This is a genomic window from Streptomyces sp. NRRL S-244 (assembly GCF_000717915.1).
Lineage (GTDB): Bacteria > Actinomycetota > Actinomycetes > Streptomycetales > Streptomycetaceae > Streptomyces.
Genome location: NZ_JOCX01000005.1, coordinates 61,301 through 83,648, shown reverse-complemented (window position 1 = coordinate 83,648; position 22,348 = coordinate 61,301). Strand labels below are relative to the sequence as shown.

Here is a 22,348-nt window from a genome sequence, read left to right as displayed (position 1 = left end):
TCAAGCAATACAGATGAAGTGGATTACTTCTCGATGATCGCGAGCACGTCGCGAGCCGAGAGGACGAGGTACTCCTCGCCGCTGTACTTCACTTCGGTGCCGCCGTACTTGCTGTACAGCACGATGTCGCCGACGCTGACGTCCAGCGGGAGACGCTGGCCGTCCTCGAAGCGGCCCGGGCCCACCGCGAGGACGACGCCCTCCTGGGGCTTCTCCTTCGCGGTGTCCGGGATGACCAGGCCGGAAGCCGTGGTCTGCTCGGCGTCGAGCGGCTGGACCACGATGCGGTCCTCGAGCGGCTTGATGGCAACCTTGGAGCTGGTGGTCGTCACGATCCGACCTCCCCCTTCGGAGATCTCACGGGGCTAACTGTCTGAGGTGGCGACCAGGTGGATCCGTCGTCGCGGGTGCCGGACCTGCCCGTCGCTGTGTTGGCACTCACCGGGGGCGAGTGCCAGGTGCGAGACTATTCCGGCGATTAGCACTCGGTCAAGCGGAGTGCCAACACGCTCCGCCGGGCGATGCGGATCGGCACCCCGGTCCGGACGCCGCCCGGGGGGCCGAGGTGGGCGGTATGTGACGCTTGGGGCGTGCGCATTCTCGTGGTCGAAGACGAAGAAGGCCTCGCCGAGTCCCTGCGGCGCGGCCTCTCCGCCGACGGGCACTGGGTCGACCTCGCCCACGACGGCCACCGCGGGCTGGAGCTCGCCCGCACCGGCTCGTACGACGCCGTGCTGCTCGACCTGATGCTGCCCGGCCTCAGCGGCTACGAGATCTGCGCCCGCCTGCGGGCGGACGGCGATCCCACGCCCGTCCTGATGCTGACCGCCAAGGACGGCGAGTACGACGAGGCCGAAGGCCTCGACTCCGGCGCCGACGACTACCTCACCAAGCCGTTCTCGTTCGTGGTCCTGGCCGCCCGGCTCCGCGCCCTCGCCCGCCGGGCGACCGGGGCCACCACCGGGGCCGCCGACCCCCACCACACCCTCCAGGCCGGCGACCTCGTCCTCGAACCCGCCGGCCGCCGCTGCCGCCGCGGTACGCACGACATCGAGCTCACCGCCCGCGAGCTCGGCGTACTCGCCTGCCTGATGGAACAGCCCGGCCGGGCCGTCGCCAAGCAGGACATCCTGGACCAGGTCTGGGACACCCCGCACGCCATCGACCCGAACATCGTCGAGGTGTACGTGTCCTCGCTGCGCAAGAAGATCGACGCCCCCTTCGGCCGCCGCTCGATCCTCACCGTCCACGGCACCGGCTACCGCATGGCGCCCGACGGTGGCTAGGGAGTGCCGTCAAAGTGGCGTCGGCCGCCCGAAGGGCGGGGCTGGCGGGACTTTGACGACACGACCCGGGACGAGCCCGGGGCCGCTGCGGCGGCGGGCGGCGCTGGCCGCCGCGCTCGCCATGGCCGCCGTGCTGGGCGCCGGCGGGCTGTGGCTCTACAGCCTGCTGCGGGCCAACCTCCTCGACAACACCACCAACCGCACCGAGCTCGCCGCCCGCAAGGTCGCCGCCCAGCTCGACGGCCAGGCCTTCCCCGGCGTCCTCGCGCCCGGCGGGCGGCTGCCCGCGCCGGAGAGCGGGGTGGACCTGGTCCTCGTACGGGACGTGCAGGGGCGGACCGTCGCCTCCACCGGGGACCTCGGGGACGCCCCCGACCTCGGCGGCCTGAGGCCGCCCGCGTCCGGTGCGTCGGGTGCATTCGGTGCGCCCGGTGCACCCGGTGCGTCCAGTGCGTCCGGTGCGTCCAGTGCGCCCGGCGCGGACTCCCGCTCCGCCGTGCTCCCGCCCGCGCGCCCCGGCGCGGAACGGCGCGCGGTGGTCGCGGTCGATGCGCCGGGCGGGCACGAGGTGTACGCCGTCACCGTGCTCGGCGACGTGGACGACGCGACCCGCGCCATCGCCCTCGGCCTGCTGGCCGGCGCACCCCCGCTGATCGGCTTCGCGGCGGCCCTCGCCTGGTGGGTGACGGGGCACGCCCTGCGCCCCGTCACCGCGATCCGGACCGAGCTCGCGGCGGTCACCGCCAGCGAGCTGGACCGCCGCGTTCCGGATCCCGGCGGGGCCGACGAGATCGCCCAGCTGGCCCGGACCGTCAACGACACGCTCGACCGGCTGGAGCGGTCCGACGCCCGGCAGCGGCAGTTCACCGCGGACGCCTCGCACGAGCTGCGCAATCCGCTGGCCGCCGTCCGGTCCCGGCTGGAGGTGGCGCTGGCCCAGGGCCGCCCCGACCGGGAGTCGGTCGCGGCGGCACTGGCCGATACCGAGCGGCTCCAGCGCATCGCGGCGGACCTGCTGCTGCTCGCCCGCCTCGACGGCGGGCCCGTACCGCGGACCGAGCCGGTGGACCTGGCGCTGCTGGCCGCGGAGGACCTGGCCCGGCGGCCGGCCCCCCGGGTTCCGCTCCGGCTGGACGCGCAGGCGCCCGTACCGGCGGCCGGGGACCCGGCGCGGCTGGAGCGGGCGCTGGCCAACCTGGTGGACAACGCGCTGCGGCACGCCCGTACGGGGGTCGTCGTACGGGCGGCCACCGAACCGGCGGACTCCGGAGGCAGCGACTGGGCGGTGCTGGAGGTCGAGGACGACGGCCCGGGCATCCCGGCGGAGGACCGCGACCGGGTCTTCGAGCGGTTCGTCCGCCTGGACGCGGACCGCGGCCGCGCGGGCGGCGGTACGGGCCTCGGCCTGGCCATCGTCCGCGAGATCGCCCGCGCGCACGGCGGCGAGGCCCGTGCGCTTGCGTCGAGGTCGGGCGGCGGCATCCGCCTCGTCCTGCGCGTGCCGGTCGGCGGGACGGCCCCGGTCCCGGCCCCGGCCTGACTCCGGCCCCGGCTCCGGCCCGTCCCTGAGGGTCCTGAACCTCCCTTCAGGACTCTCAGGACTTCTTCAGCACCCCTCCCCCACCATCGACTGGCATGAGCGCGCACCGGAGGAAGACAAGCCACCCCGCCCGTCGGCCCCGACGCCCCCGGCCCCGCCGGCCCCGCCGGCCCCGCCGGTTCCGCATCGCCCGCACCCTGCTCGTCGCCGCCTGCGCGCTGGCGGTCATGGGCGCCGCCGGCGCCTGGTACGTGTACCGGGACCTCGCCGGCAGCATCGGCAGCTCCAAGGCCCTGGAGGGCGCCGAGAAGTCGAAGTACGGCGACACCAACATCCTGCTGATGGGCCTGGACAGCCGCCGCGACCAGAACGGCGAGAAGCTGCCGGAGGAGGTCCTCGACAAACTGCACGCCGGCAGCTCCGACATCGGCGGCTACAACGCGAACACGCTGATCCTGCTCCACGTCCCCGGCGACGGCAGCCAGGCGAAGGCCTTCTCGGTCCCGCGCGACGACTTCGTCGACATACCGGGGCAGGGCCAGGACAAGATCAAGAAGGCGTACGGGCTGGCGAAGGCCAAGGAGGAGGAGCGGCTCTCGGCCCAGGGGGTCAAGGACCGGCGCCAGCTGGAGCGCGAGGGGCGGGAGGCCGGCCGCAAGGCGCAGATCGAGACGGTACGGAACTTCCTGGGCGTCCCGGTCGATCACTTCGCCGAACTCAACCTGGCCGGTTTCTACCACCTGGCGGACGCGCTGGGCGGCGTACCGGTGTGCCTGAAGAAGCCGGTGCAGGACAAGTACTCGGGCGCCGACTTCCCGGCGGGCCGCCAGACCCTGAACGGGCAGCAGTCCCTGGCCTTCGTACGCCAGCGGCACGGCCTGGACATGGGCGATCTGGACCGGACGAAGCGGCAGCAGGCCTTCCTGGCGGGTGCCACGCAGAAGCTGAACTCGGCCGGGACCTTCACCGATCCGGTCAAGCTGATGAAGCTGATCGACGCCGCGAAGCAGGACGTGGTGACGGACGCGGGCTGGGACCTGCTGTCGTTCGTGAAGCAGGCGAAGAACCTGTCCGGCGGCAAGGTGGCGTTCACGACACTGCCCGTCGAGCGGTTCGGAAGGAACCATGGAGAGGACATAAACGTCGTAGACGATATGAAGATAAAGCGCCTCATTGCCGAGCAGATCGGACCGGAGGCTTCCGCCTCTGCGGCCGCTCCGAGCCCGAGCGGCGCACCGGGGGCGCCTCCGGGACCGGGCGGCGCCGGCCCGGCTCCGGCCGCGAGCGGCAGCCCCGCCATCGACGGTGGCGGCATCCCGTGCGTGGACTGAGACCGCTCACGACGGCCGGCGCGCGCCGCCGTACCGAGGCGCTGCTCCTCGTCTTCGTCGTCGCCCTCACCGTCTTCGGGCACGCGAGCGCCGGTCTGGCGATGAACGGCGAGCTGCCCGCCAACCTCACCGGCTTCACCATCAGCATGACGCTGCTGGCGCTGGTGGGGCACCTGGGCGTGCGCCGGTTCGCGGCGTACGCGGATCCGCTGATCTTCCCGCTCGCCATGCTGCTGTCGGGGCTGGGGCTGGTGCTGCTGCACCGGCTGGACCAGTCGTACATCGCGCGGTACGGCGGCGAGGCGAACGCGCCGGGGCAGCTCCAGTGGACGGTCATCGGCGTGGCCGCGTGCCTGGCCGTGGTGGCGCTGCTGCGGGACCACCGGCTGCTCCAGCGGTTCATCTACATCACGATGGCGGTCGCGCTGGTGCTGCTGATCGCGCCGGCGTTCTTCGGTGCGGACACGTACGGCGCGAAGCGCTGGATCATCCTGTTCGGGTTCTCGCTCCAGCCGGGCGAGTTCGTGAAGATCATGATCTCGATCTTCTTCGCGGGCTATCTGGTCATCCACCGCGATTCGCTGGCCCTGACGGGCCGGAAGTTCCTGGGCATGCGGCTGCCCCCGATGCGCCAGCTCGGGCCGATCATCACGGTGTGGATCGTGTCGCTGCTGGTGCTGGTCTTCGAGCGGGACCTGGGTACGTCGCTGATCTTCTTCGGCGTGTTCGTGGTGATGCTGTACGTCGCCACCGAGCGCACCAGCTGGATCGTGACGGGCCTGCTCATGGCGGGCGTGGGCGCCTTCGTGGTGGGCTCGACGGAACCGCACGTCAAGGGGCGTGTGGCCGCCTGGCTGGAGCCGCTGTCGTACTACTGGAAGGAGCGGCCGCCGGGGGTCATCTCGGACCAGTCCGCGCAGGCGCTGTTCAGCTTCGGCACGGGCGGCATGTCGGGGACGGGGCTGGGGATGGGGCACCCGGAGCTGATCGGCTTCGCGGGGCGCAGCGACTTCATCCTGACCACGGTGGGCGAGGAGCTCGGGCTGGCCGGGGTCATGGCGGTGCTGATCCTGTACGCACTGCTGGTCCAGCGGGGGCTGCGGATGGCGCTGGGCGCCCGCGACCCGTTCGGGAAGCTGCTGGCGGTGGGCCTGTCGGCGGCGCTGGCGCTCCAGGTCTTCGTGGTGGCGGGCGGTGTGACGGGCCTGATCCCGCTGACCGGCAAGGCGCTGCCGTTCCTGGCGAAGGGCGGCTCGTCGCTCCTGGCCAACTGGATCATGATCGCCCTGCTGCTGCGCATCAGCGACAGCGCGGAACGCCAACGCGAAGCCGACGCCCACGGCCCGGCGGAAACGACGATCACCCCGGTGGTCTCGGCCACCGCTTCACCCCCCGCCAGCCGGACGGGACTTTGACGCAATGCGACGTCTCTCACCGATGTGGACGTGGCGGCCAACGTCGCCAAAGTCCCGCTTGAGCAGAACCTGGGCTGCCCGGGAGGCCGCAACGTCGGCCTGGAGAAGCTGCGCGAGTCCGGTGAGGTGGACGTCGTCATCGAGCTGGATGACGACGGGCTGCTCATCGACACAGGAGTGTTCGGGAGGGTCCGGCAGCTGTTCGCGGAGGACCCGGCGCTGGGGGTCATCGGCTTCAGGGTCGCTGACGAGCACGGGCACACGGAGCGGCGCTGGGTTCCGCGGCTGCGTGCCGGCGATCCGATGCGCCGTGGTCTGGTGACCGCCTTCCTCGGCGGCGGCCACGCCTTCTCGATGCCCATGCTCCGGCAGATCGATTTGTGGCCTGCGGAGTTCTTCTTCGGGCACGAAGAGTCCGATCTGGCATGGCGGGCGCTGGATGCGGGATGGAAGATCCTCTACGAGCCCGAGCTGGTCCTCCAACATCCGACGACGTCCCCCGCTCGGCATGCGGTCTATTACCGCTTCACCGCCCGGAACCGTGTCCGGCTGGCCCGCCGCCGGCTGCCGGTTCCGCTGATTCCGGTCTATCTCGGCGTGTGGATCGTTCTCGCCATGGTGCGGATGCGGTCTTTGACGGGGCTGAAGGCGTGGTGGAGCGGTTTCGTCGAGGGCGTGCGAGCGCCGTGCGGGCTGCGCAAGCCGATGAAATGGCGCACGGTGTGGCGCATGACCCGACTGGGTCGGCCTCCGGTTCTTTGAGCGGCTTGCGCGGCCGGCGCGGCGGCGCTTGGGGCGGTTTACCGTGGGCGGGTGATTCGGACCGTTGTGTTGGATGTCGGCGAGACCATCGTCCGCGACGACCGTTACTGGGCGGCCTGGGCCGACTGGTTGGGGGTGTCCGGACACACGCTTTCCGCGCTCGTCGGCGCCGTTGTCGTCGAGGGGCGCGACAATGCCGATGCCCTGCGGCTGCTGCGGCCCGGGATCGACATTTCCGGTGAGTACGCCGCCCGTGAGGCGGCGGGGCGGGGCGAGCGGCTCGACGAGGGCGATCTGTACCCGGATGTACGGCCGGCTCTCGCCGGGCTCCGGGCCATGGGGGTTCGGGTGGTCGTCGCCGGGAATCAGAGCCGGAAGGCGGGTGGCCTGCTGAGGGACCTCGGGCTTCCTGCGGATCTCGTCGTGACCTCCGGGGAGTGGGGGGTCGCCAAGCCGGACGCCGGGTTCTTCGAGCGGGTGTCGGAGGTTTCCGGTGCGCCCGCGGGTGAGACCTTGTACGTCGGGGACCATCCGGCGAACGACGTCTTTCCGGCCGCGCGCGCCGGGCTGCTCACGGCGCACCTCCGCCGCGGCCCCTGGGGGCACTGGTGGGCCGACGACCCCGAGGTGCGGGCGGTTGCCGACTGGTCCATCTCGTCGCTGGACCAGCTTCTCGACCTCGTGACGTAGGCCGAGGTCAGAGGTAGTCCTCCAGGCGGCCTATGCGGTAGCCCTGTTCCTGGATGCGCTGGAGCATGCGGGTGGTCATCTGGATTTCCGTCGAGCCCTTGAGTTCGGAGGGGCCGCGGAAATGGGCCAGGATGATGTCGCCCGGTTTGAGGGCGGAGCCCTCGGCGTACTGGAAGTTGTTGATCTGCATCGACACGCGCCACAGGACCACCTGCGATATGCCGCATTCGGAGGCGGCCTTGAGGGTGTCGTCGTTGTAGTTGCCGTACGGCGGGCGGAAGCGGACCGGCTTGGCGCCGAACCGTTTCTCCAGGTGTTCCTGCTGGCCGCATATCTCCTTCTTCTGCGCCGCGAAGGGCAGGGTCCGGAGGTTCGGGTGCGTCAGGGTGTGGTTGTTGATCGTGCTGCCGGAGCCGTTGTCGCGGAGCTTCTCGAAGTGCCCGTAGTCCGACGAGGCGATGTTGTCCGTCAGGAACATGCTGATCGGCAGCTTGAGGTCGGCCGCCATCTTCAGGAACTCGGGGTCCTTCTCCGCGCCGTCGTCGAAGGTCAGGAAGACGACCTTGTCGGTGGGCGGGACGGGTATTCGGTCCACCACCTGGGCCTTGCCCGGGGCGGCCGGGGGGAGGGCGGGTTTCTGGGCCGGCTTCGGGGCGAATTGGAGAGGGGATTTCAGACCCCACTTCTTGTACGCCTCGTCGCCCGCCGTGCCGGGCGACGTCGACGGCGACGCAGCCGCCGTCGGCGGCTGCGTCGTCTCCGGAGTCTTGCTCCCCAGCCTCTCGACCGGGTCCACGCCGTCCCCGCACCCCGTCAGGGACAGCGCGAGCGCGCCGGCCGCCAGCGTTCCGACCACGGACCGGCGCGCGTACCTCACAAGTAGTCCTCCAGGCGGGCCACGGCGTACCCCTTGTCCGTGACGGTCTTCATGACATGACGGATCATGTCAGGCATCGAACCCTTCCAGTCCTCCCGCCCTCGGAAATGAGTCAGGATGATGTCTCCAGGGTGGAGGTCCCGGTCCCATTCCCGCCAGTCCATGCGGTTCACGAAGGCCTCCGCGTTCCACAGCGGGACCGCCTTGATGCCGCAGGATTTCGCCGCGCGCAGCGTGTCCTCGTTGTAGTTGCCGTACGGCGGCCGGAACAGCGTCGGCCGTTTGCCGAACTGCTTCTGGATGGTGTCCTGCTGCCCGCAGATCTCCTCGTGCTGCTCCTCGTACGAGAGCGCCGGCATGTAGCGGTGGTTGAGCGTGTGGTTGTTCAGGGAGACGCCGGCGGCCTGCATCTCCTTGAAGTAGGGGTAGTTGTCGCGGACGAGGTAGTCGCTGAGGAACGCCGTGTACGGGATCTTCAGCTCCTTCATCATCTTCAGGAACTCGGGGTCCTTCTCCGCGCCGTCGTCGATCGTCAGGAAGACGACCTTGTCCTCCGTGGGGACGGTGGTGAAGACGGGCGGGAGGTCTTCCTGGCCCTCGACCTCGAAGCCCTCCCGCGTGGTGATCTCGGGCTTCGTCTTGGGCGCGGCCGGCGCGGTCAGCGGCGGCTTGGCCAGCTTCCACTTCTTCGCCGCGGCGATCCGGGCCTGCTGGGTGGTCTTCAGCTGCTCGGCCGGGTTCGCGACCGCGCCCGCGGCGCCCGCGGGGGCGTCCGCGGCCTTGCCGCCCTTGCGGGCGGGGGCGGAGTCGGCGGCCGAGCCGCATCCCGTTCCGAGGGCGGCGACCAGCAGTGCGGCCAGTGCCACCCCGACGCGGCCGCGCGGACCCGCCGCGGACCGGTGACCATGAAGCGTCTTATCTTCCTTTTGTCCGACTAGCTGCATAGCAGCGCATCCTGGCACCCGACACGCCCGCTTCCCGGACGACACCTCGCGCCGCGCTGCCACGTTCCTCCGACCGGCCCACACGCCCCGTCGCCGACAATGGGGACGTGACCCCCGAAGACTTCGCCGCGCTCCTCACCCCCGAGGGCCGCGCCCTCCTCGACTCGCTCCGCGACCACGACCCGGCCCAGGAGCTCGCCCTCGCCACCCGGCTGCGCCGCGAGCACCCCGCCGCACTGGTCTCCGCAGCGCTCGGGCAGGCCCGGCTGCGGCAGCGCGCGGTGGCGAAGTTCGGGGCCGAGGACGCGTTCCGGATGTACTTCACGCCCGGCGGCGGCGAAATGGCCACCCGCGCCCCGGTGGCCTCGTACCGCGCCGGACGGCTCGCGGAACTCGGCGTGCGCAGCGTCGCGGACCTCTGCTGCGGCATCGGCGGGGACGCCCTCGCCCTGGCCCGGATCGGCATCCGCGTCCTCGCCGTGGACCGCGACCCGCTGACCGTCGCCGTCGCCCGCGCCAACGCCGAGGCCCTGGGGCTGGCGGAGCTCATCGAGGTCCGCGAGGCGGACGTGACCGACATCGACACCTCCGGGTACGACGCCGTCTTCCTCGACCCCGCCCGGCGATCCGGCCGCGGCCGGACGTTCGACCCCGAGAGCTACTCGCCGCCGCTGTCGTGGGCCGTCGAGGCCGCCCGTAGGGCCAGGTACGCCGCCATCAAGGTCGCCCCCGGCATCCCGCACGAGGCCGTGCCGCCGGAGGCCGAGGCCGAGTGGATCTCGGACCAGGGGGACGTGAAGGAGGCGGTGCTGTGGTTCGGGACCGCGCCCGGCACCGTACGCGCCACCCTGCTGCCGGGCCCGCGCACCCTGCACACCGGCGATCCGCTGCCCGATCCCGAGGCCGGTCCGGTCGGCCGCTACCTCTACGAGCCCGACGGCGCCGTGATCCGCGCCCACCTCGTCGCCGAGGTCGCCGAGCAGCTGGCGGGCCGGCTCATCGACCCGACCATCGCGTACGTCACCGCCGACGAGCTGCGCGCGACGCCGTACGCCACCGCGTACGAGATCACCGACGTGCTGCCGTTCGGCCTCAAGAAGCTGAAGGCGCTGCTGCGCGAGCGCGGGGTGGGCATCCTGACCGTCAAGAAGCGCGGTTCGGCGATCGAGCCCGAGGAGCTGCGCAAGAAGGTCAAGCCGCAGGGGCCGCACTCCGCGACCGTCTTCCTGACCCGGGTCGCCGGCGCCCCGTCGATGCTGATCGGCTCGCCCGTCACCGCACCGCAGGACCGCTGACCCGCTCGCCCGTCAGCGCGCCGGGGCACCGCCGCGGAAGGCGCGCACCGCCCACCGGTAGTGCGCGCCGGCCTTGCCGAGGCCCAGCAGGCCGGTGATCCACAGGATCATGCCGAGGCCCATGTAGTACGTGACCTCCCCGTACGTGGTGATGCCCGGGCGGGCCGTCGCCGCCGAGCCGAAGGTCACGTACAGCCCGAACGCGCCCAGCGCGAAGGAGGCCAGCAGCCAGGTCAGGCTCAGCCCCGGGGCGCGGACCCCGGCGTCGGCGGCCGGGTCCCGGTCCGATTCGGCCCAGGCGCGCAGCAGCTGGCGGACCAGCCGGTCCCGCCGGGCGCCCCAGGCGAACCAGAACCCCGCCGGGATCAGCACGCCCGCGCCGAGCAGGCCGAAGATCAGGCCGAAGACGTACGAGAACGGGTCGCCCGGTGTCTCGAAGGACATCAGGGCCATCGCGACGAAGGACCAGCCGAGCGCGAAGACGGCGGCGACGGTCCAGAGCAGCAGCAGCCGCCCCAGGCCCAGGCTGCGCCGGCGCAGGTCCTTCAGGAAGCGGGCGCGGTCGGCGCGTACGGCGTTCTCGTCCAGCCAGTCGCGCAAGTGGGCCGGGGGCGGTGGAGGCGGCAGGTCACGGCGAGGCATGCTCATGACGATAACGGCAGCGGGCCCGAGTCCCGCTCACCAGTCCCTGGAGGGCGCCTCGCATGTCAGGTTCCGCTGGTCTCCACCGACTCGAACCGCCAGCGGTGCACCGCACGGGTGATCAGATCGGCTGCGGGCTCCGGGAGTTCGGGCAGTTCCGCCGCCACGCCCTCGTCCGCCTCCCACCACGTGACGACCAACACCCGGTCTTGCGGGGCCCGCAGCAGCTCGCGGCGCACCGGCTCGCGCTCCAGTACCTGCGAACGGGCCCACTCCAGCAGCTCGTTGCCCCGCCCGGCGGCGGCCCGGGCCTCCCACATCAGCGCGACGGTGCTCATCAGTACAGGTTGTCCTTGCTCAACTCGTGCACGTGGTCGTGGTCGTGGCCGGCAGAGTGCCCGTGCGTGTGGGAGTGCGAGGTACCCGGCACGTGCGGGTCCGTCACCGGCAGCGAGGAGTCCGCCGACAGGTCCCAGTCCGAGGCCGGCCGGTTCCGCTTGACCATCTCCGCGCCCAGCGCCGCCACCATCGCGCCGTTGTCCGTGCACAGCTTCGGCCGCGGCACCCGCAGGATGATCCCCGCGTCGTCGCAGCGCTCCTGCGCCAGCGAGCGCAGCCGGGAATTGGCCGCCACACCGCCGCCGATCATCAGGTGGTCGACGCCCTCGTCCTTGCACGCGCGGATCGCCTTGCGGGTCAGCACGTCCACCACGGCCTCCTGGAAGGACGCCGCCACATCGCGCACCGGCACCTCCTCGCCCGCGTTCCGCTTCGCCTCGATCCAGCGGGCGACCGCCGTCTTGAGGCCGGAGAAGGAGAAGTCGTACGCCGCGTCGCGCGGCCCCGTCAGCCCGCGCGGGAAGTTGATCGCCTTCGGGTCGCCCTCGCGCGCGAGCCGGTCGATGACCGGGCCGCCGGGGAAGCCCAGCTGCAGCACGCGCGCGATCTTGTCGAAGGCCTCGCCGGCCGCGTCGTCGATGGTCGCGCCCAGCGGCCGTACGTCGGAGGTGATGTCCGGGGCGAGCAGCAGCGAGGAGTGCCCGCCGGAGACCAGCAGCGCCATGGTCGGCTCCGGCAGCGGCCCGTGCTCCAGCTGGTCGACGCAGATGTGCGAGGCCAGGTGGTTCACCCCGTAGAGCGGCTTGCCGAGCGCGTACGCGTACGCCTTGGCCGCCGAGACGCCCACCAGCAGGGCCCCCGCGAGGCCGGGACCCGCGGTGACGGCGATGCCGTCGAGGTCGCGGGCGCTGACCCCGGCCTCCTTCAGGGCGCGCTCGATGGTCGGGACCATCGCCTCCAGGTGCGCCCGGGAGGCCACCTCGGGAACGACGCCGCCGAAGCGGGCGTGCTCGTCGACGCTGGAGGCGATCGCGTCGGCCAGCAGGGTCGTGCCGCGGACCACGCCGACGCCGGTCTCGTCGCAGGAGGTCTCGATGCCGAGGACGAGCGGTTCGTCAGCCATTGCTCTCAGTGCTTTCAGTCGTCGCTTGTGCGGGGTCGGTCAGGCGCATCACGAGCGCGTCCACGTTGCCGGGCTGGTAGTAGCCCCGCCGGAAGCCGATCGGCTCGAAGCCGAAGCGCTCGTAGAGCTTCTGGGCCCGGGTGTTGTCCACCCGTACCTCCAGCAGCACCTCGGCGCACTCGAACGCGGTGGCGGCGCGCAGCAGGTCGGTGAGGAGCCGGGCGCCGAGCCCGGTCCCCCACTGGTCCCGCGCGGCCGCGATGGTCTGTACGTCGGCCAGGTCACCGGCGGCGGCCAGCCCGGCGTAGCCGACGAGGCGGCCCGACGCGTCCTCGGCCACCACGTAGCGGCGGGTGGCGTGCGGGCCGCGGGCGTGGGCGAGCTCGGACCAGAACATGCCCGCGGACCAAGCGTCCTCGGGGAACAGCTCGTGCTCCAGTTCCAGCACCGGCTCGATGTCCCACCAGCGCATCTCGCGCAGTACTGCGGTCGCTGCGGTCGGTGCCGTCACTGCGGGGTGACCACCTTGTAGTTCTTGGGCACCTGCGCGTCGGGCCGGCGCAGGTACAGCGGCGTCGGAGGCAGGAACTCCTCCCCCGCCGCGAGCCGTTCCACCGCCAGGGAGGCGAGCGCGGCGGCGCTCTGGTGCTCGGGGGCCCGCGCGTCCGTGAAGACGTCCGGGTACAGCAGCGCGCCCTGGCCCACCGCGGGCACCCCGGCGACCCGCTCGGCGATGTCGGCCGGGCGGTCCACGGCGGGCTCGCCGACGCGCGTGCGCGGGTCCTCGTACCGGGCCCAGTAGACCTCCTTGCGCCGCGCGTCGGTGGCGACGGTGAAGGGGCCCTCGATCCCGGCGGCGCCCGCGGCGTACGCGAGCCCGTCGAGGGTGCACAGGCCGTGCACGGGGATGCCGAGCACGGTGGCGAAGGTGGAGGCGGTGACGAGGCCGACGCGCAGTCCGGTGTAGGGGCCGGGGCCGACGCCGACGACGATGCCGGTGAGGGCGTCGAGCGTGAGCCCGGCCTCCGCGAGGACCTTGTCGACGGAGGGCAGCAGGAGCTCCCCGTGGCGGCGGGCGTCGACCTGGTTCGACTCGGCGAGGACGGACTCGCCGTCGTGCAGGGCGACGGTGACGGCGGGCGTGGCGGTATCTACAGCGAGCAAGAGCACGCGAACAGCCTACGACTCCGGGGGGCCGGGCCCTCGCGGCCGGTCGCGGGGCACCCCGGCTGCTACCTTCGACCCAGGTATCGGCCGAGTCCGGGCCGGGGCACGCAGGCGCTGCCCGGCAGGCGCTCCGCCGCAGGGGAAGCACGGGAGAGGTGGAGCAAGGTGGCACGCAGCAGCTCGGGAATCGTGGCCGGGCTCACCGTGGTGGCGATCGCCGCCGTCGGCTTCCTCGGTTACCAGGCCTCCGCGACCGCGCCCGCGCATCCCCCGAAGGCGGCGGCGCCGCCCGCGGCCCCTTCCCCCGTACCGTCCGCGCACGCGGCCGAGCCGGCGAAGCCGGTGGCCGTGCCGGCCGAATCGGGCACCGGCTCGCGCGTCGTGTACTCGGTGAGCCAGAAGCGGGTGTGGCTGGTCAGCGAGGGCGGCCAGGAGCCGAAGTCGTTCGCGGTCAAGCCCAGCACGGCGCACCCGAAGCCGGGCACGTACCTGGTGAACTCGCGCTCGGGCGCGGTCACCGGCTCGGACGGGGTGCCGATCGAGCACGTCGTACGGTTCGCCACGGCGGACGGGGTCGTGGTCGGGTTCAGCTCCCGGGTGGACGGCGAGATGCCGGAGCCCGACCAGAGCAAGAAGACCGGCGGCATCCGGATGGCGCGGGCCGACGGCGATGCCATGTGGGCCTTCGCGACGATCAACTCGAAGGTCGTCGTCCTTCCCTGACCCTTCCCTGACCGCCGACCGCCGCCGCGGATTCACCCGTACGGACTACGGCGCCGGGCAGGTCGCGGGCTTCTCAGGCCGCCTCGGACTCCGGGGCGGCCTGTTCGCGTACGTCCACCGGGCCGGCCCCGGGCGCGTCCGGGACCTCCCGCACGGGAGGCGTCGAGACGGCGGTGGCTGCCGCGCCCGCGGCGAGCAGTGCCCCCATGGACACGACGGACGGGCGGGGGTCGCGCTGCACTCCTGCTGCGGACATGGCTCCTCCTGGCTTGGGCCGGCCCGTACTTAGGTAAACCTAACCAGCCCTCTGTACCATGTCACCACGTCGGACTCCATCGGCGCAATATCTTGCCGACGAGTTGTCGGTACGTTTTCCGGGACGGCGCCTCCAGGGCGGCGCGTCCTGCGCCACGGGAGCGGGCTGCCAGGCAGTCGGCTACAGCGCCGCCAGCGCGCCCGGCGCGGACCAGCGCGCACCGATCCCGCGCACCGAGACCTCCCGTACGTCGTCGAGGACCTCCTCGTGGCCGACCGCCCGCGCGATCACCACGTGCAGCCGGTCGTCGGAGAGCTCCTCGACCTTGCCGTCGCCCCACTCCACGACGACCACGGACTCGGGCAGCGAGACGTCGAGGTCCAGGTCCTCCATCTCGTCCAGCCCGCCGCCCAGCCGGTACGCGTCCACGTGGACCAGCGCCGGCCCGCCGCTCAGCGAGGGGTGGACCCGGGCGATCACGAAGGTCGGCGAGGTCACGGCGCCCCGTACGCCCAGCCCCTCGCCCAGGCCCCGGGTCAGCGTGGTCTTGCCCGCGCCGAGCTCCCCGGTCAGCAGGACGAGGTCGCCGGGGCGGAGCAGGCGGGCTAGGGTGCGGCCCAGCTCCTGCATGGCCTCGGGCGAGTCGACGGTGATGTGCGCCTCGGCGTCGGCCGTCTCAGTTCCCTGCCGCGGTGCCTGACGGTGCGGTGCTCGTGGCGCTTCCAGCGGTACTTCTTCCATGCCCGCCAACGTTAGTCGCTGCGGGCACCGCACCGGTGCGCGCCAGCAGGTCGGTCAGCAGCCCCGTCACCGTGTCGGGGTACTCCAGCATCATCAGGTGCCCGGCGGACTCCAGGACCACGAGCTCCGCGGCCGGCAGCGCGTCCTTGATGGCCTGGCTGTGCGCGGCGGGGGTGACCATGTCGCGGTCGCCGGCGATGACGGTGACGGGGATGTCGGCGAACCGCTGGAGGGCGGCGCTCTTGTCGTGGATCTGGAAGGCCGGGTAGAACTCGGCGACCACGTCGATCGGGGTGGCCTCGATGAGCCGCTCGGCGAAGCGCGCGACGCCCGGGTCCACCTCGCGGGGGGCGCCGAACGAATACATCTTGATCATGCCGGCGAACAGGTCGGCGGTGGCCCGGCGGCCCTTCTCGACGAGCTCCACCTGCGAGCCGAGCGCCTTGAGCACGGGCGGCAGGATGCGCCGTACGGCGCCCATGCCGACCGAGGGCAGCCCGTACGTGACCTGGTCGAGGTGGCCGCTGGACGTGCCGACCAGGGCCACGCCGATCACCCGGTCGCGGATCAGCTCGGGGAACTGCTCGGCCAGCGCCATGATCGTCATGCCGCCCATCGAGTGGCCCACCAGGATCAGCGGGCCCTCGGGGGCGGCGGCGTCGATGACGGTCTTCAGGTCGCGGCCGAGCTGGTCGATGGTCACGCGCTCGCCGTCTGCCTGGGCGAAGCCGCGCGCGCTGCGGCCGTGGCTGCGCTGGTCCCAGTACACGGAGCGGACCAGTCCGCGCAGGGCGGAGCGCTGGAAGTGCCAGGAGTCCTGGGCGAGGCAGTAGCCGTGGCAGAACACGACGGTCGGCGCGGCCGGGTCCTTGCGGCGCAGCCGGGCCCGCTTCTTGGGGCCCTCGGGCGGCTCGTCGACCTCGTAGTAGAGCTCGGTGCCGTCCTCGGCGTAGCAGGCTCCCGGCGTCCCGCGCAGGGAGCCGTAGTCGCCGGTGGCGTCGAGCGCGAGGCGCGCCTTGCGGCGCATGCCGCGCCCGACCGTGATCCGTTCGACCGCGACCCCGGCCGCCGCGCCTGCGGCTATCACGCCGATCGCGGCGCCGGCCCACCCTGCCTTGCGCCAGTTCTCGCTCACGCCGTCCTCACTCAGCCCTCAGCCGCCCAGGTAGACCCGAGGAACGCGCACCCCGATACGGGTGACGATCTCATAGGCGATCGTGTGTGCCGCTTGAGCCCAGTCCTCGGCGGTGGGCTCGCCGCGCTCGCCGCTGCCGAAGAGGACGGCCTCGTCCCCGGCGCGCACCAGGTCACCGCCCAGGTCGACGACGAACTGGTCCATGGCGACGCGGCCGGCGACGCGCCGGACCTTGCCGCCGACGAAGACGGGCCCGCTGCCGGAGGCGTGCCGGGGGATGCCGTCGGCGTACCCGGCGGGGATCAGCGCGAGGTTCGTCTCGGCCTCGGTGACGTAGTGGTGCCCGTAGCTCACCCCGTGGCCTGCGGGCACGGTCTTGACCAGCGCCACGGAGGCCTTGAGGGTCATGGCGGGCCGCAGGCCCAGCTCCTCGGCGGTGCCGAGCTCGGGGGCCGGGGAGACCCCGTAGACGGCGAGGCCGCAGCGGACGAGGTCGAAGTGGCTCTCGGGCAGGGTCAGGGTCGCGGGCGAGTTGGCGATGTGCCGGACCTCGGGCTCCACGCCCTCCTTCTCCGCGTACGCCAGCATGTCGCGGAAGGAGGCCAGCTGGAGCGCGATGGAGGGGTGGCCGGGCTCGTCGGCGCAGGCGAAGTGCGACCAGAGACCGGTGATCTTGACGGTGCCCTCGGCCTGGGCGGCGACGGCCGCGCCGACCAGCTCGGCCCAGTCGGCGGGCTGGCAGCCGTTGCGGCCCAGGCCGGTGTCGGCCTTGAGCTGGATCCTGGCCGTGCGGCCGGCGGCGAGGGCGGCCTTGCGCACCTCGTCGAGGGCCCACATCCCGCTGACGGAGATGTCCACGTCGGCCTCGACGGCCGCCTGCCAGGGCCCGCCGGGGGTCCACAGCCAGCACAGGACCGGTCCGGCGATCCCGGCGGCGCGCAGGGCGAGCGCCTCCTCGGGGGTGGCGGTTCCGAGCCAGGTGGCACCGGCCTCCTGGGCCGCGCGGGCGCAGGGGATCGCGCCGTGGCCATAGGCGTCCGCCTTGACGACGGCCATCAGCTCGGCCCGGGGTGCCCGCGCGCGCAGGGCGCGTACGTTCGCCCGTACGGCGTCAAGATCGATCTCGGCGTACACGCGCGTCGGTGTCTCGTTCATCGCCCCCAGTCTCTCAGAGCGAGGCCGTGGCCTGTGCGACCGCCGTTCACACGGCGACATATTGGACGATTTTCACCCCTGATGACACATCAGGGGTGGTCCGCCCAGGCCGTGTCAGGCTCGGCTTGGCTGCGGATGTCGCGCCAGGCGTCCGGGAGGGACTCCGCGATCTGCTGGGCGAGGAGCGGGGCTCCGGAGGCGGCCCGGCGCCCCGCCAGGCCGTGCACGTACGCCGCCACCGACGCGGCGTCCGGCGCCGCCAGCCCCGCGGCCAGCAGCGATCCCGCCAGGCCCGACAGGACGTCGCCGCTGCCCGCGGTCGCCAGCCACGGGGTTCCCGTCGGGTTGACCCGGACCGGGCCGCCTCCGGCGCGCGCCACCAGCGTCGTCGATCCCTTCAGCAGGGCCGTGGCCCCGTACCGCGCCGCCAGGGAGCGTACGGACGACAGCCGGCCCGACTCCACCGCCTCGCGGTCCACCCCGAGCAGCGCCGCCGCCTCCCCCGCGTGCGGGGTCAGCAGGGTCTCGGCCGGCCGGGCCCGCAGCACCGCCGGGTCCAGCCCGCGCAGCCCGTCCGCGTCCACCAGCACCGGCACCGGGTCGGCCAGTGCCCCGGCGACCTCCGCCGCCCGGCCCTCGCCCAGCCCCGGGCCGACCACCCACGCCTGCACCCGGCCCCGCCCGATCAGCGTCTCGGGGTACCGCGCCAGCACCGCGTCCGCCGCCGGGCCGACGTACCGCACGGCGCCCGCGCCGCCGCGCAGCGCCCCCGCGACGGCGAGCACCGCCGCGCCCGGGTACTGCACCGACCCGGCGACGATGCCGACCACGCCCCGCCGGTACTTGTCGCTCGACGCCGTCGGAGCCGGCAGCAGCGCCGCCACATCGGCGTGCTGCAGGGCCTCCGCGTCCGGGTCCGGCAGCGACAGCCCGATGTCCACCAGGCGCAGCGCGCCCGTGCGCGAAGCCCCCGGGTCGATGAGCAGCCCCGGCTTGTACGCCCCGAAGGTCACCGTGACGTCGGCGTGGACGGCCGCTCCGGCCACCTCGCCGGTGTCCGCGTCGACCCCGCTCGGCAGGTCCACCGCGACGACGGGGGCACCGGCCGGGATCCGCTCCACCAGCGCGGCGGCGGCCGGCCGCAGCCCGCCGCGGCCGCCGATGCCGACGAGCCCGTCCAGTACGAGGTCCGCCCGGCCGGGAACGGCCTGCGCGAGGCGGCCCCCGGCGGCCAGCAGCGCCCGCAGCCCGCCCGCGTGCACCCGCTCCGGATCCATCGGGACCGCCGTCACCCCGGCGCCGCGCCGGGCCAGCCGGGCGCCCGCGTACAGCGCGTCGCCGCCGTTGTCCCCGGGCCCGACGAGCAGCACGACGCGCGCCCCGTACACCCGGCGCAGCAGTCCGGCGCAGACGGCGGCCAGCCCGGCCGCCGCGCGCTGCATCAGGGCGCCCTCCGGCAGCCGGGCCATCAGCTCGCGCTCGGCGGCCCGTACGGTCTCCACGCTGTAAGCAGTACGCATGGCACCAGCCTGCCCGAAAAGGAGGCTCAGCCCTCGGCGATCACCACGGCCGAGGCGATGCCCGCGTCGTGGCTCAGGGAGATGTGCCAGGACTTCACGCCCAGCGCCAGCGCCCTGGCCTCGACCGTCCCCGACACCCGCACCCGCGGCTGCCCGGTCTCCTCGACGTACACCTCGGCGTCGGTCCACAGCATGCCGCCGGGCGCGCCGAGCGCCTTGGCGAGGGCCTCCTTGGCCGCGAACCGGGCGGCGAGCGAGGCGATCCCGCGCCGCTCGCCGCTCGGCAGCGTCAACTCGGAGTCGACGAAAAGCCGCTGCGCCAGTTGCGGCGTCCGGGCCAGCGACTCACCGAACCGCTCGATCTCGGCAACGTCGATCCCCACTCCGATAATCACAACGCCAACTCGCTTCGCTCACTCCACCGTCACGGACTTTGCGAGGTTACGCGGCTGGTCCACCTCGTTCCCCCGCGCCGTCGCCAGCTCGCACGCGAAGACCTGTAGCGGCACCGTCGCCACCAGCGGCTGGAGCAGCGTCGGCGTCGCCGGGATCCGGATCAGGTGGTCGGCGTACGGGACGACCGCGTGGTCGCCCTCCTCCGCGATCACGATGGTCCGCGCCCCGCGCGCCCGGATTTCCTGGATGTTCGACACGATCTTGTCGTGCAGCACCGAGCGCCCGCGCGGCGAGGGCACGACCACCACCACCGGCAGGTCCTTCTCGATCAGCGCGATCGGCCCGTGCTTGAGCTCGCCCGCCGCGAAGCCCTCGGCGTGCATGTACGCCAGCTCCTTGAGCTTGAGCGCGCCCTCCAGCGCCACCGGGTACCCGACGTGCCGGCCGAGGAACAGCACGGTGTTCTTGTCCGCCAGCGAGCGCGCCAGCTCCCGGACCGGCTCCATGGTCTCCAGGACGGTGTCCACGGCCGCGGCGATGTCGGACAGCTCGCGGATCACCGTCTCGATCTCGTCGCCCCACTTCGTACCCCGCACCTGCCCGAGGTACAGCGCGACCAGATAGCAGGCCACCAGCTGCGTCAGGAACGCCTTGGTCGAGGCGACGGCCACTTCCGGACCGGCGTGCGTGTACAGCACCGCATCCGATTCGCGCGGGATCGTCGACCCGTTCGTATTGCAGATGGCCAGCACCTTGGCCCCCTGCTCGCGCGCGTGCCGCAGCGCCATCAGGGTGTCCATGGTCTCGCCGCTCTGCGAGATCGCGACCACCAGCGTCCGCTGGTCCAGGATCGGGTCGCGGTAGCGGAACTCGCTCGCCAGCTCCGTCTCGCACGGGATGCGGGTCCAGTGCTCGATGGCCAGCTTCGCGATCATGCCCGCGTGGTACGCCGTACCGCACGCCACGATCACGACCTTGTCGACCTCCCTGAGCACCGAGACGGGGATGCGCACCTCGTCCAGGCTCAGCGAGCCGCTCGCGTCGATCCTGCCCAGGAGGGTGTCGGCGACAGCCTTCGGCTGCTCGGCGATCTCCTTGAGCATGAAGTAGTCATAGCCCCCCTTTTCGGCCGCCGAGGCGTCCCAGTCCACGTGGTACGCCCGCACGGACGCGGGCGCACCGGCGAAGTCGGTCACCGTGACCCCGTCGCGGCGGAGCTCGACGACCTGGTCCTGCCCCAGCTCGATCGCGGACCGGGTGTGGGCGATGAACGCGGCCACGTCCGAGGCGAGGAAGTTCTCCCCCTCCCCAACGCCCACCACCAGGGGGGAGTTCCGGCGGGCCCCGACCACCACGTCCGGCGCGTCGGCGTGCACCGCGACCAGCGTGAACGCACCCTCCAGCCGCCGGCACACCTGCCGCATGGCCTCCGCGAGGTCCCCGCCGGCCTCGAACCGCTCGGCCAGCAGGTGGGCGACGACCTCGGTGTCCGTCTCGGACTCCAGCCGGTGCCCGCGCTCGGCCAGTTCGGCGCGGAGCGCGGCGAAGTTCTCGATGATGCCGTTGTGGACGACGGCCACCCGGCCCGCGTTGTCGAGGTGCGGGTGCGCGTTGACGTCGGTGGGCCCGCCGTGGGTGGCCCAGCGGGTGTGCCCGAGTCCCGTGGAACCGGCAGGCAGCGGATGCCCGACCAGCTCCTTCTCCAGATTGACCAGTTTTCCGGCCTTCTTGGCGGCGACCAGCTCCCCGTCCGCGAGCACGGCGACGCCCGCCGAGTCGTAGCCGCGGTACTCCAGCCGCTTGAGTCCGGCGATGACCACATCGAGCGCCGACTGCGCTCCCACGTAACCCACAATTCCGCACATACGGCGCAGCGTACGCCGTAGTTGGCCGTCTGCCCCGTACCTGAACAAGACGAAAACCCCGCCCCGGCGAATGAGCCGGAGCGGGGTTGACGTTCGGTCGGGCGGGGTTCAGCCGAGCTTCTTGGACTGGGCGGCGACCAGCGTCACCGGTGATTCCGCCGTCCCCAGGAGACTGATGGAGCTGAAGGTGGCGACCGTGGATCCGGTGCGCAGGACCGTGAGGAGGATGGTGGCCTTGTCGCCGTCCTCAAGGTCCGCCGTGAGGACGAGGCTGACGGAGTCGTCGCCATAGGTGACGGGGGCGCCGGTGCCGCGCTGGACGCTCTCGTACTTGGTGGTCTCCCCCTGGGAGGTGCTGCTGAAGCCGCCCGCGCACGCCTGGCCCGCCGCCTTCACCGAGGCCAGCACGTCCTGCGCGCCCTTGTCGTCGTAGGAGGTGAGGCCGACCATCGTCACGGTGGTGCCGATGGCGTTCTTGATCGCCTCGGCCTTCTCCTGCGCCGAGGCGTTCGGGCCCGCTTCCTTCGGCTTGGCGCCCAGGGCGGTACGCGCGACGCCGGTGGGCGAGCCGATCTTCTGCAGGGCCTGGCCCTGGACCAGGACCTTGCACTCGGGCTTGTCGGTGGTGACCGACGCCTTGTCGACGTCTGCCAGCTTGGCGGCCGCCTCGGACTGCAGGAGGTACCCGGGCGCCTCTGCCTGCGTGACCAGCAGGGCGGTCAGCTCCGCGTCCGTCTTGCCCTTCGCGGCCGGGGCCGCGGCGGCGGACGGGGCGGAGGGGGTCGGCGTGGCGCCGCCCACCTTGCCGTCCGCCTTGTCGGAGCCGCAGGCGGTGGCCAGCAGGGCCAGGGACACCGCGGAAGCGGTCAGGACGGTACGACGGACAAGAGTGCTGCGCACGAAAGATCTCCCCCAGGACACACGGCAAACGAAAACAGCGGCACCAGGCCGGAGCCGGGCCGCTTCGACCGGCAAATCTACGCGGCGATCCGATCAAGGCCGGACCATTTTCCGCCGCGCGCCACCCATCGTGACCGGGGCGATACCCTCCGCCTCCCCCTCCCTCCTCCCGCCCCCGCCGCACGTCCTCCACCGCACGTCCTCCCCACGTGACCGACCCCACCACCCACAACCGCCCCCGAGCCA

General features: G+C 72.6%; 23 protein-coding genes and 1 pseudogene. 8 read left to right on the top strand and 16 right to left on the bottom strand.

The genetic code is table 11. The features are described 5' to 3' along the window. Positions 1–23: 23 nt before the first annotated feature. A complete protein-coding gene (gene groES / locus IF02_RS0107990; protein ID WP_030154760.1) occupies positions 24–332 on the bottom strand; it encodes a co-chaperone GroES in 309 nt (102 codons plus the stop codon). 258 nt (positions 333–590) lie between these two features. Here groES and IF02_RS0107985 point away from each other — a divergent pair, with 258 nt between their 5' ends. The 6 genes and pseudogenes from IF02_RS0107985 to IF02_RS0107960 all read left to right on the top strand — a co-directional run bounded on the left by IF02_RS0107985 (position 591) and on the right by IF02_RS0107960 (position 7,024). Beyond that, positions 591–1,286, top strand: a complete 696-nt coding sequence (locus tag IF02_RS0107985; RefSeq protein WP_030154758.1) for a response regulator transcription factor — start codon at positions 591–593, stop codon at positions 1,284–1,286. A 52-nt stretch (positions 1,287–1,338) separates the two neighbouring features. After that, positions 1,339–2,826: a sensor histidine kinase gene (locus IF02_RS0107980; protein ID WP_158708468.1), complete on the top strand. Its 1,488-nt coding sequence runs from the start codon at positions 1,339–1,341 to the stop codon at positions 2,824–2,826. A gap of 95 nt (positions 2,827–2,921) precedes the next feature. Then, positions 2,922–4,157, top strand: a complete 1,236-nt coding sequence (locus tag IF02_RS0107975) for an LCP family protein (protein ID WP_030154754.1) — start codon at positions 2,922–2,924, stop codon at positions 4,155–4,157. Beyond that, the gene (locus IF02_RS0107970) at positions 4,145–5,572 is read left to right on the top strand and encodes an FtsW/RodA/SpoVE family cell cycle protein (protein ID WP_078621954.1); all 1,428 of its coding nucleotides are present in this window, start codon (positions 4,145–4,147) and stop codon (positions 5,570–5,572) included. The genes IF02_RS0107975 and IF02_RS0107970 overlap by 13 nt, the downstream gene beginning before the upstream one ends. A gap of 3 nt (positions 5,573–5,575) precedes the next feature. Next, positions 5,576–6,334: pseudogene (locus IF02_RS0107965) on the top strand (glycosyltransferase family 2 protein); the annotation flags it as partial. A gap of 51 nt (positions 6,335–6,385) precedes the next feature. Next, the gene (locus IF02_RS0107960; RefSeq protein ID WP_030154749.1) at positions 6,386–7,024 is read left to right on the top strand and encodes an HAD family hydrolase; all 639 of its coding nucleotides are present in this window, start codon (positions 6,386–6,388) and stop codon (positions 7,022–7,024) included. Positions 7,025–7,031: 7 nt separating this feature from the next. Here IF02_RS0107960 and IF02_RS0107955 read toward each other — a convergent pair whose 3' ends face one another. Beyond that, complete coding sequence (locus IF02_RS0107955) at positions 7,032–7,901, bottom strand: polysaccharide deacetylase family protein (protein WP_030154748.1); 870 nt, start codon at positions 7,899–7,901, stop codon at positions 7,032–7,034. After that, positions 7,898–8,845 carry a polysaccharide deacetylase family protein gene (locus IF02_RS0107950; RefSeq protein ID WP_037835777.1) on the bottom strand — a complete coding sequence of 316 codons (948 nt, stop codon included), beginning with the start codon at positions 8,843–8,845 and terminating at the stop codon, positions 7,898–7,900. Before IF02_RS0107950 ends, IF02_RS0107955 begins: the two co-directional genes overlap by 4 nt. A gap of 107 nt (positions 8,846–8,952) precedes the next feature. On the opposite strand from IF02_RS0107950, the gene IF02_RS0107945 reads away from it, so the two are divergent. Next, positions 8,953–10,140 carry a THUMP-like domain-containing protein gene (locus IF02_RS0107945; protein WP_030154745.1) on the top strand — a complete coding sequence of 396 codons (1,188 nt, stop codon included), beginning with the start codon at positions 8,953–8,955 and terminating at the stop codon, positions 10,138–10,140. Positions 10,141–10,152: 12 nt separating this feature from the next. On the opposite strand, the gene IF02_RS0107940 is transcribed toward IF02_RS0107945, so the two are convergent. The 5 genes from IF02_RS0107940 to tsaB all read right to left on the bottom strand — a co-directional run bounded on the left by IF02_RS0107940 (position 10,153) and on the right by tsaB (position 13,414). Further along, positions 10,153–10,782 carry a hypothetical protein gene (locus tag IF02_RS0107940; protein WP_037835775.1) on the bottom strand — a complete coding sequence of 210 codons (630 nt, stop codon included), beginning with the start codon at positions 10,780–10,782 and terminating at the stop codon, positions 10,153–10,155. A gap of 65 nt (positions 10,783–10,847) precedes the next feature. Beyond that, positions 10,848–11,120 (bottom strand): hypothetical protein, encoded by a 273-nt coding sequence (locus tag IF02_RS0107935; protein ID WP_030154742.1) that lies wholly within the window; start codon positions 11,118–11,120, stop codon positions 10,848–10,850. Beyond that, a complete protein-coding gene (tsaD, locus tag IF02_RS0107930; protein ID WP_030154740.1) occupies positions 11,120–12,244 on the bottom strand; it encodes a tRNA (adenosine(37)-N6)-threonylcarbamoyltransferase complex transferase subunit TsaD in 1,125 nt (374 codons plus the stop codon). Before tsaD ends, IF02_RS0107935 begins: the two co-directional genes overlap by 1 nt. Next, positions 12,237–12,716 (bottom strand): ribosomal protein S18-alanine N-acetyltransferase, encoded by a 480-nt coding sequence (gene rimI, locus IF02_RS0107925; RefSeq protein WP_030154739.1) that lies wholly within the window; start codon positions 12,714–12,716, stop codon positions 12,237–12,239. The genes tsaD and rimI overlap by 8 nt, the downstream gene beginning before the upstream one ends. Before the next feature lie 35 nt (positions 12,717–12,751). After that, positions 12,752–13,414: a tRNA (adenosine(37)-N6)-threonylcarbamoyltransferase complex dimerization subunit type 1 TsaB gene (gene tsaB / locus IF02_RS0107920; RefSeq protein WP_030154737.1), complete on the bottom strand. Its 663-nt coding sequence runs from the start codon at positions 13,412–13,414 to the stop codon at positions 12,752–12,754. A gap of 162 nt (positions 13,415–13,576) precedes the next feature. Here tsaB and IF02_RS0107915 point away from each other — a divergent pair, with 162 nt between their 5' ends. Beyond that, on the top strand, positions 13,577–14,134 hold the full coding sequence (locus tag IF02_RS0107915; protein ID WP_030154735.1) for a hypothetical protein: 558 nt from the start codon (positions 13,577–13,579) through the stop codon (positions 14,132–14,134). A gap of 73 nt (positions 14,135–14,207) precedes the next feature. Here the strand turns inward: IF02_RS0107915 and IF02_RS34255 are convergent, their stop codons facing one another. The 8 genes from IF02_RS34255 to IF02_RS0107875 all read right to left on the bottom strand — a co-directional run bounded on the left by IF02_RS34255 (position 14,208) and on the right by IF02_RS0107875 (position 22,102). Next, positions 14,208–14,390, bottom strand: coding sequence for a hypothetical protein (locus IF02_RS34255; protein ID WP_106977242.1), 183 nt, complete (start codon positions 14,388–14,390; stop codon positions 14,208–14,210). A 180-nt stretch (positions 14,391–14,570) separates the two neighbouring features. Beyond that, the gene (gene tsaE / locus IF02_RS0107905) at positions 14,571–15,131 is read right to left on the bottom strand and encodes a tRNA (adenosine(37)-N6)-threonylcarbamoyltransferase complex ATPase subunit type 1 TsaE (RefSeq protein ID WP_030154733.1); all 561 of its coding nucleotides are present in this window, start codon (positions 15,129–15,131) and stop codon (positions 14,571–14,573) included. Then, entirely contained in the window at positions 15,067–16,266 is a 1,200-nt protein-coding gene (locus IF02_RS0107900) for an alpha/beta fold hydrolase (RefSeq protein WP_078621952.1), read from the bottom strand. The genes tsaE and IF02_RS0107900 overlap by 65 nt, the downstream gene beginning before the upstream one ends. Before the next feature lie 18 nt (positions 16,267–16,284). Then, positions 16,285–17,421 carry an alanine racemase gene (gene alr / locus IF02_RS0107895; RefSeq protein ID WP_030154730.1) on the bottom strand — a complete coding sequence of 379 codons (1,137 nt, stop codon included), beginning with the start codon at positions 17,419–17,421 and terminating at the stop codon, positions 16,285–16,287. An 89-nt stretch (positions 17,422–17,510) separates the two neighbouring features. Further along, complete coding sequence (locus IF02_RS0107890) at positions 17,511–18,941, bottom strand: bifunctional ADP-dependent NAD(P)H-hydrate dehydratase/NAD(P)H-hydrate epimerase (protein WP_030154728.1); 1,431 nt, start codon at positions 18,939–18,941, stop codon at positions 17,511–17,513. A gap of 26 nt (positions 18,942–18,967) precedes the next feature. Then, positions 18,968–19,336, bottom strand: a complete 369-nt coding sequence (locus tag IF02_RS0107885; protein WP_030154727.1) for a holo-ACP synthase — start codon at positions 19,334–19,336, stop codon at positions 18,968–18,970. Between the two features lie 18 nt (positions 19,337–19,354). Then, positions 19,355–21,202 (bottom strand): glutamine--fructose-6-phosphate transaminase (isomerizing), encoded by a 1,848-nt coding sequence (gene glmS, locus IF02_RS0107880; RefSeq protein WP_030154725.1) that lies wholly within the window; start codon positions 21,200–21,202, stop codon positions 19,355–19,357. 108 nt (positions 21,203–21,310) lie between these two features. After that, positions 21,311–22,102: a hypothetical protein gene (locus tag IF02_RS0107875; RefSeq protein WP_158708467.1), complete on the bottom strand. Its 792-nt coding sequence runs from the start codon at positions 22,100–22,102 to the stop codon at positions 21,311–21,313. Positions 22,103–22,348: the final 246 nt, after the last annotated feature.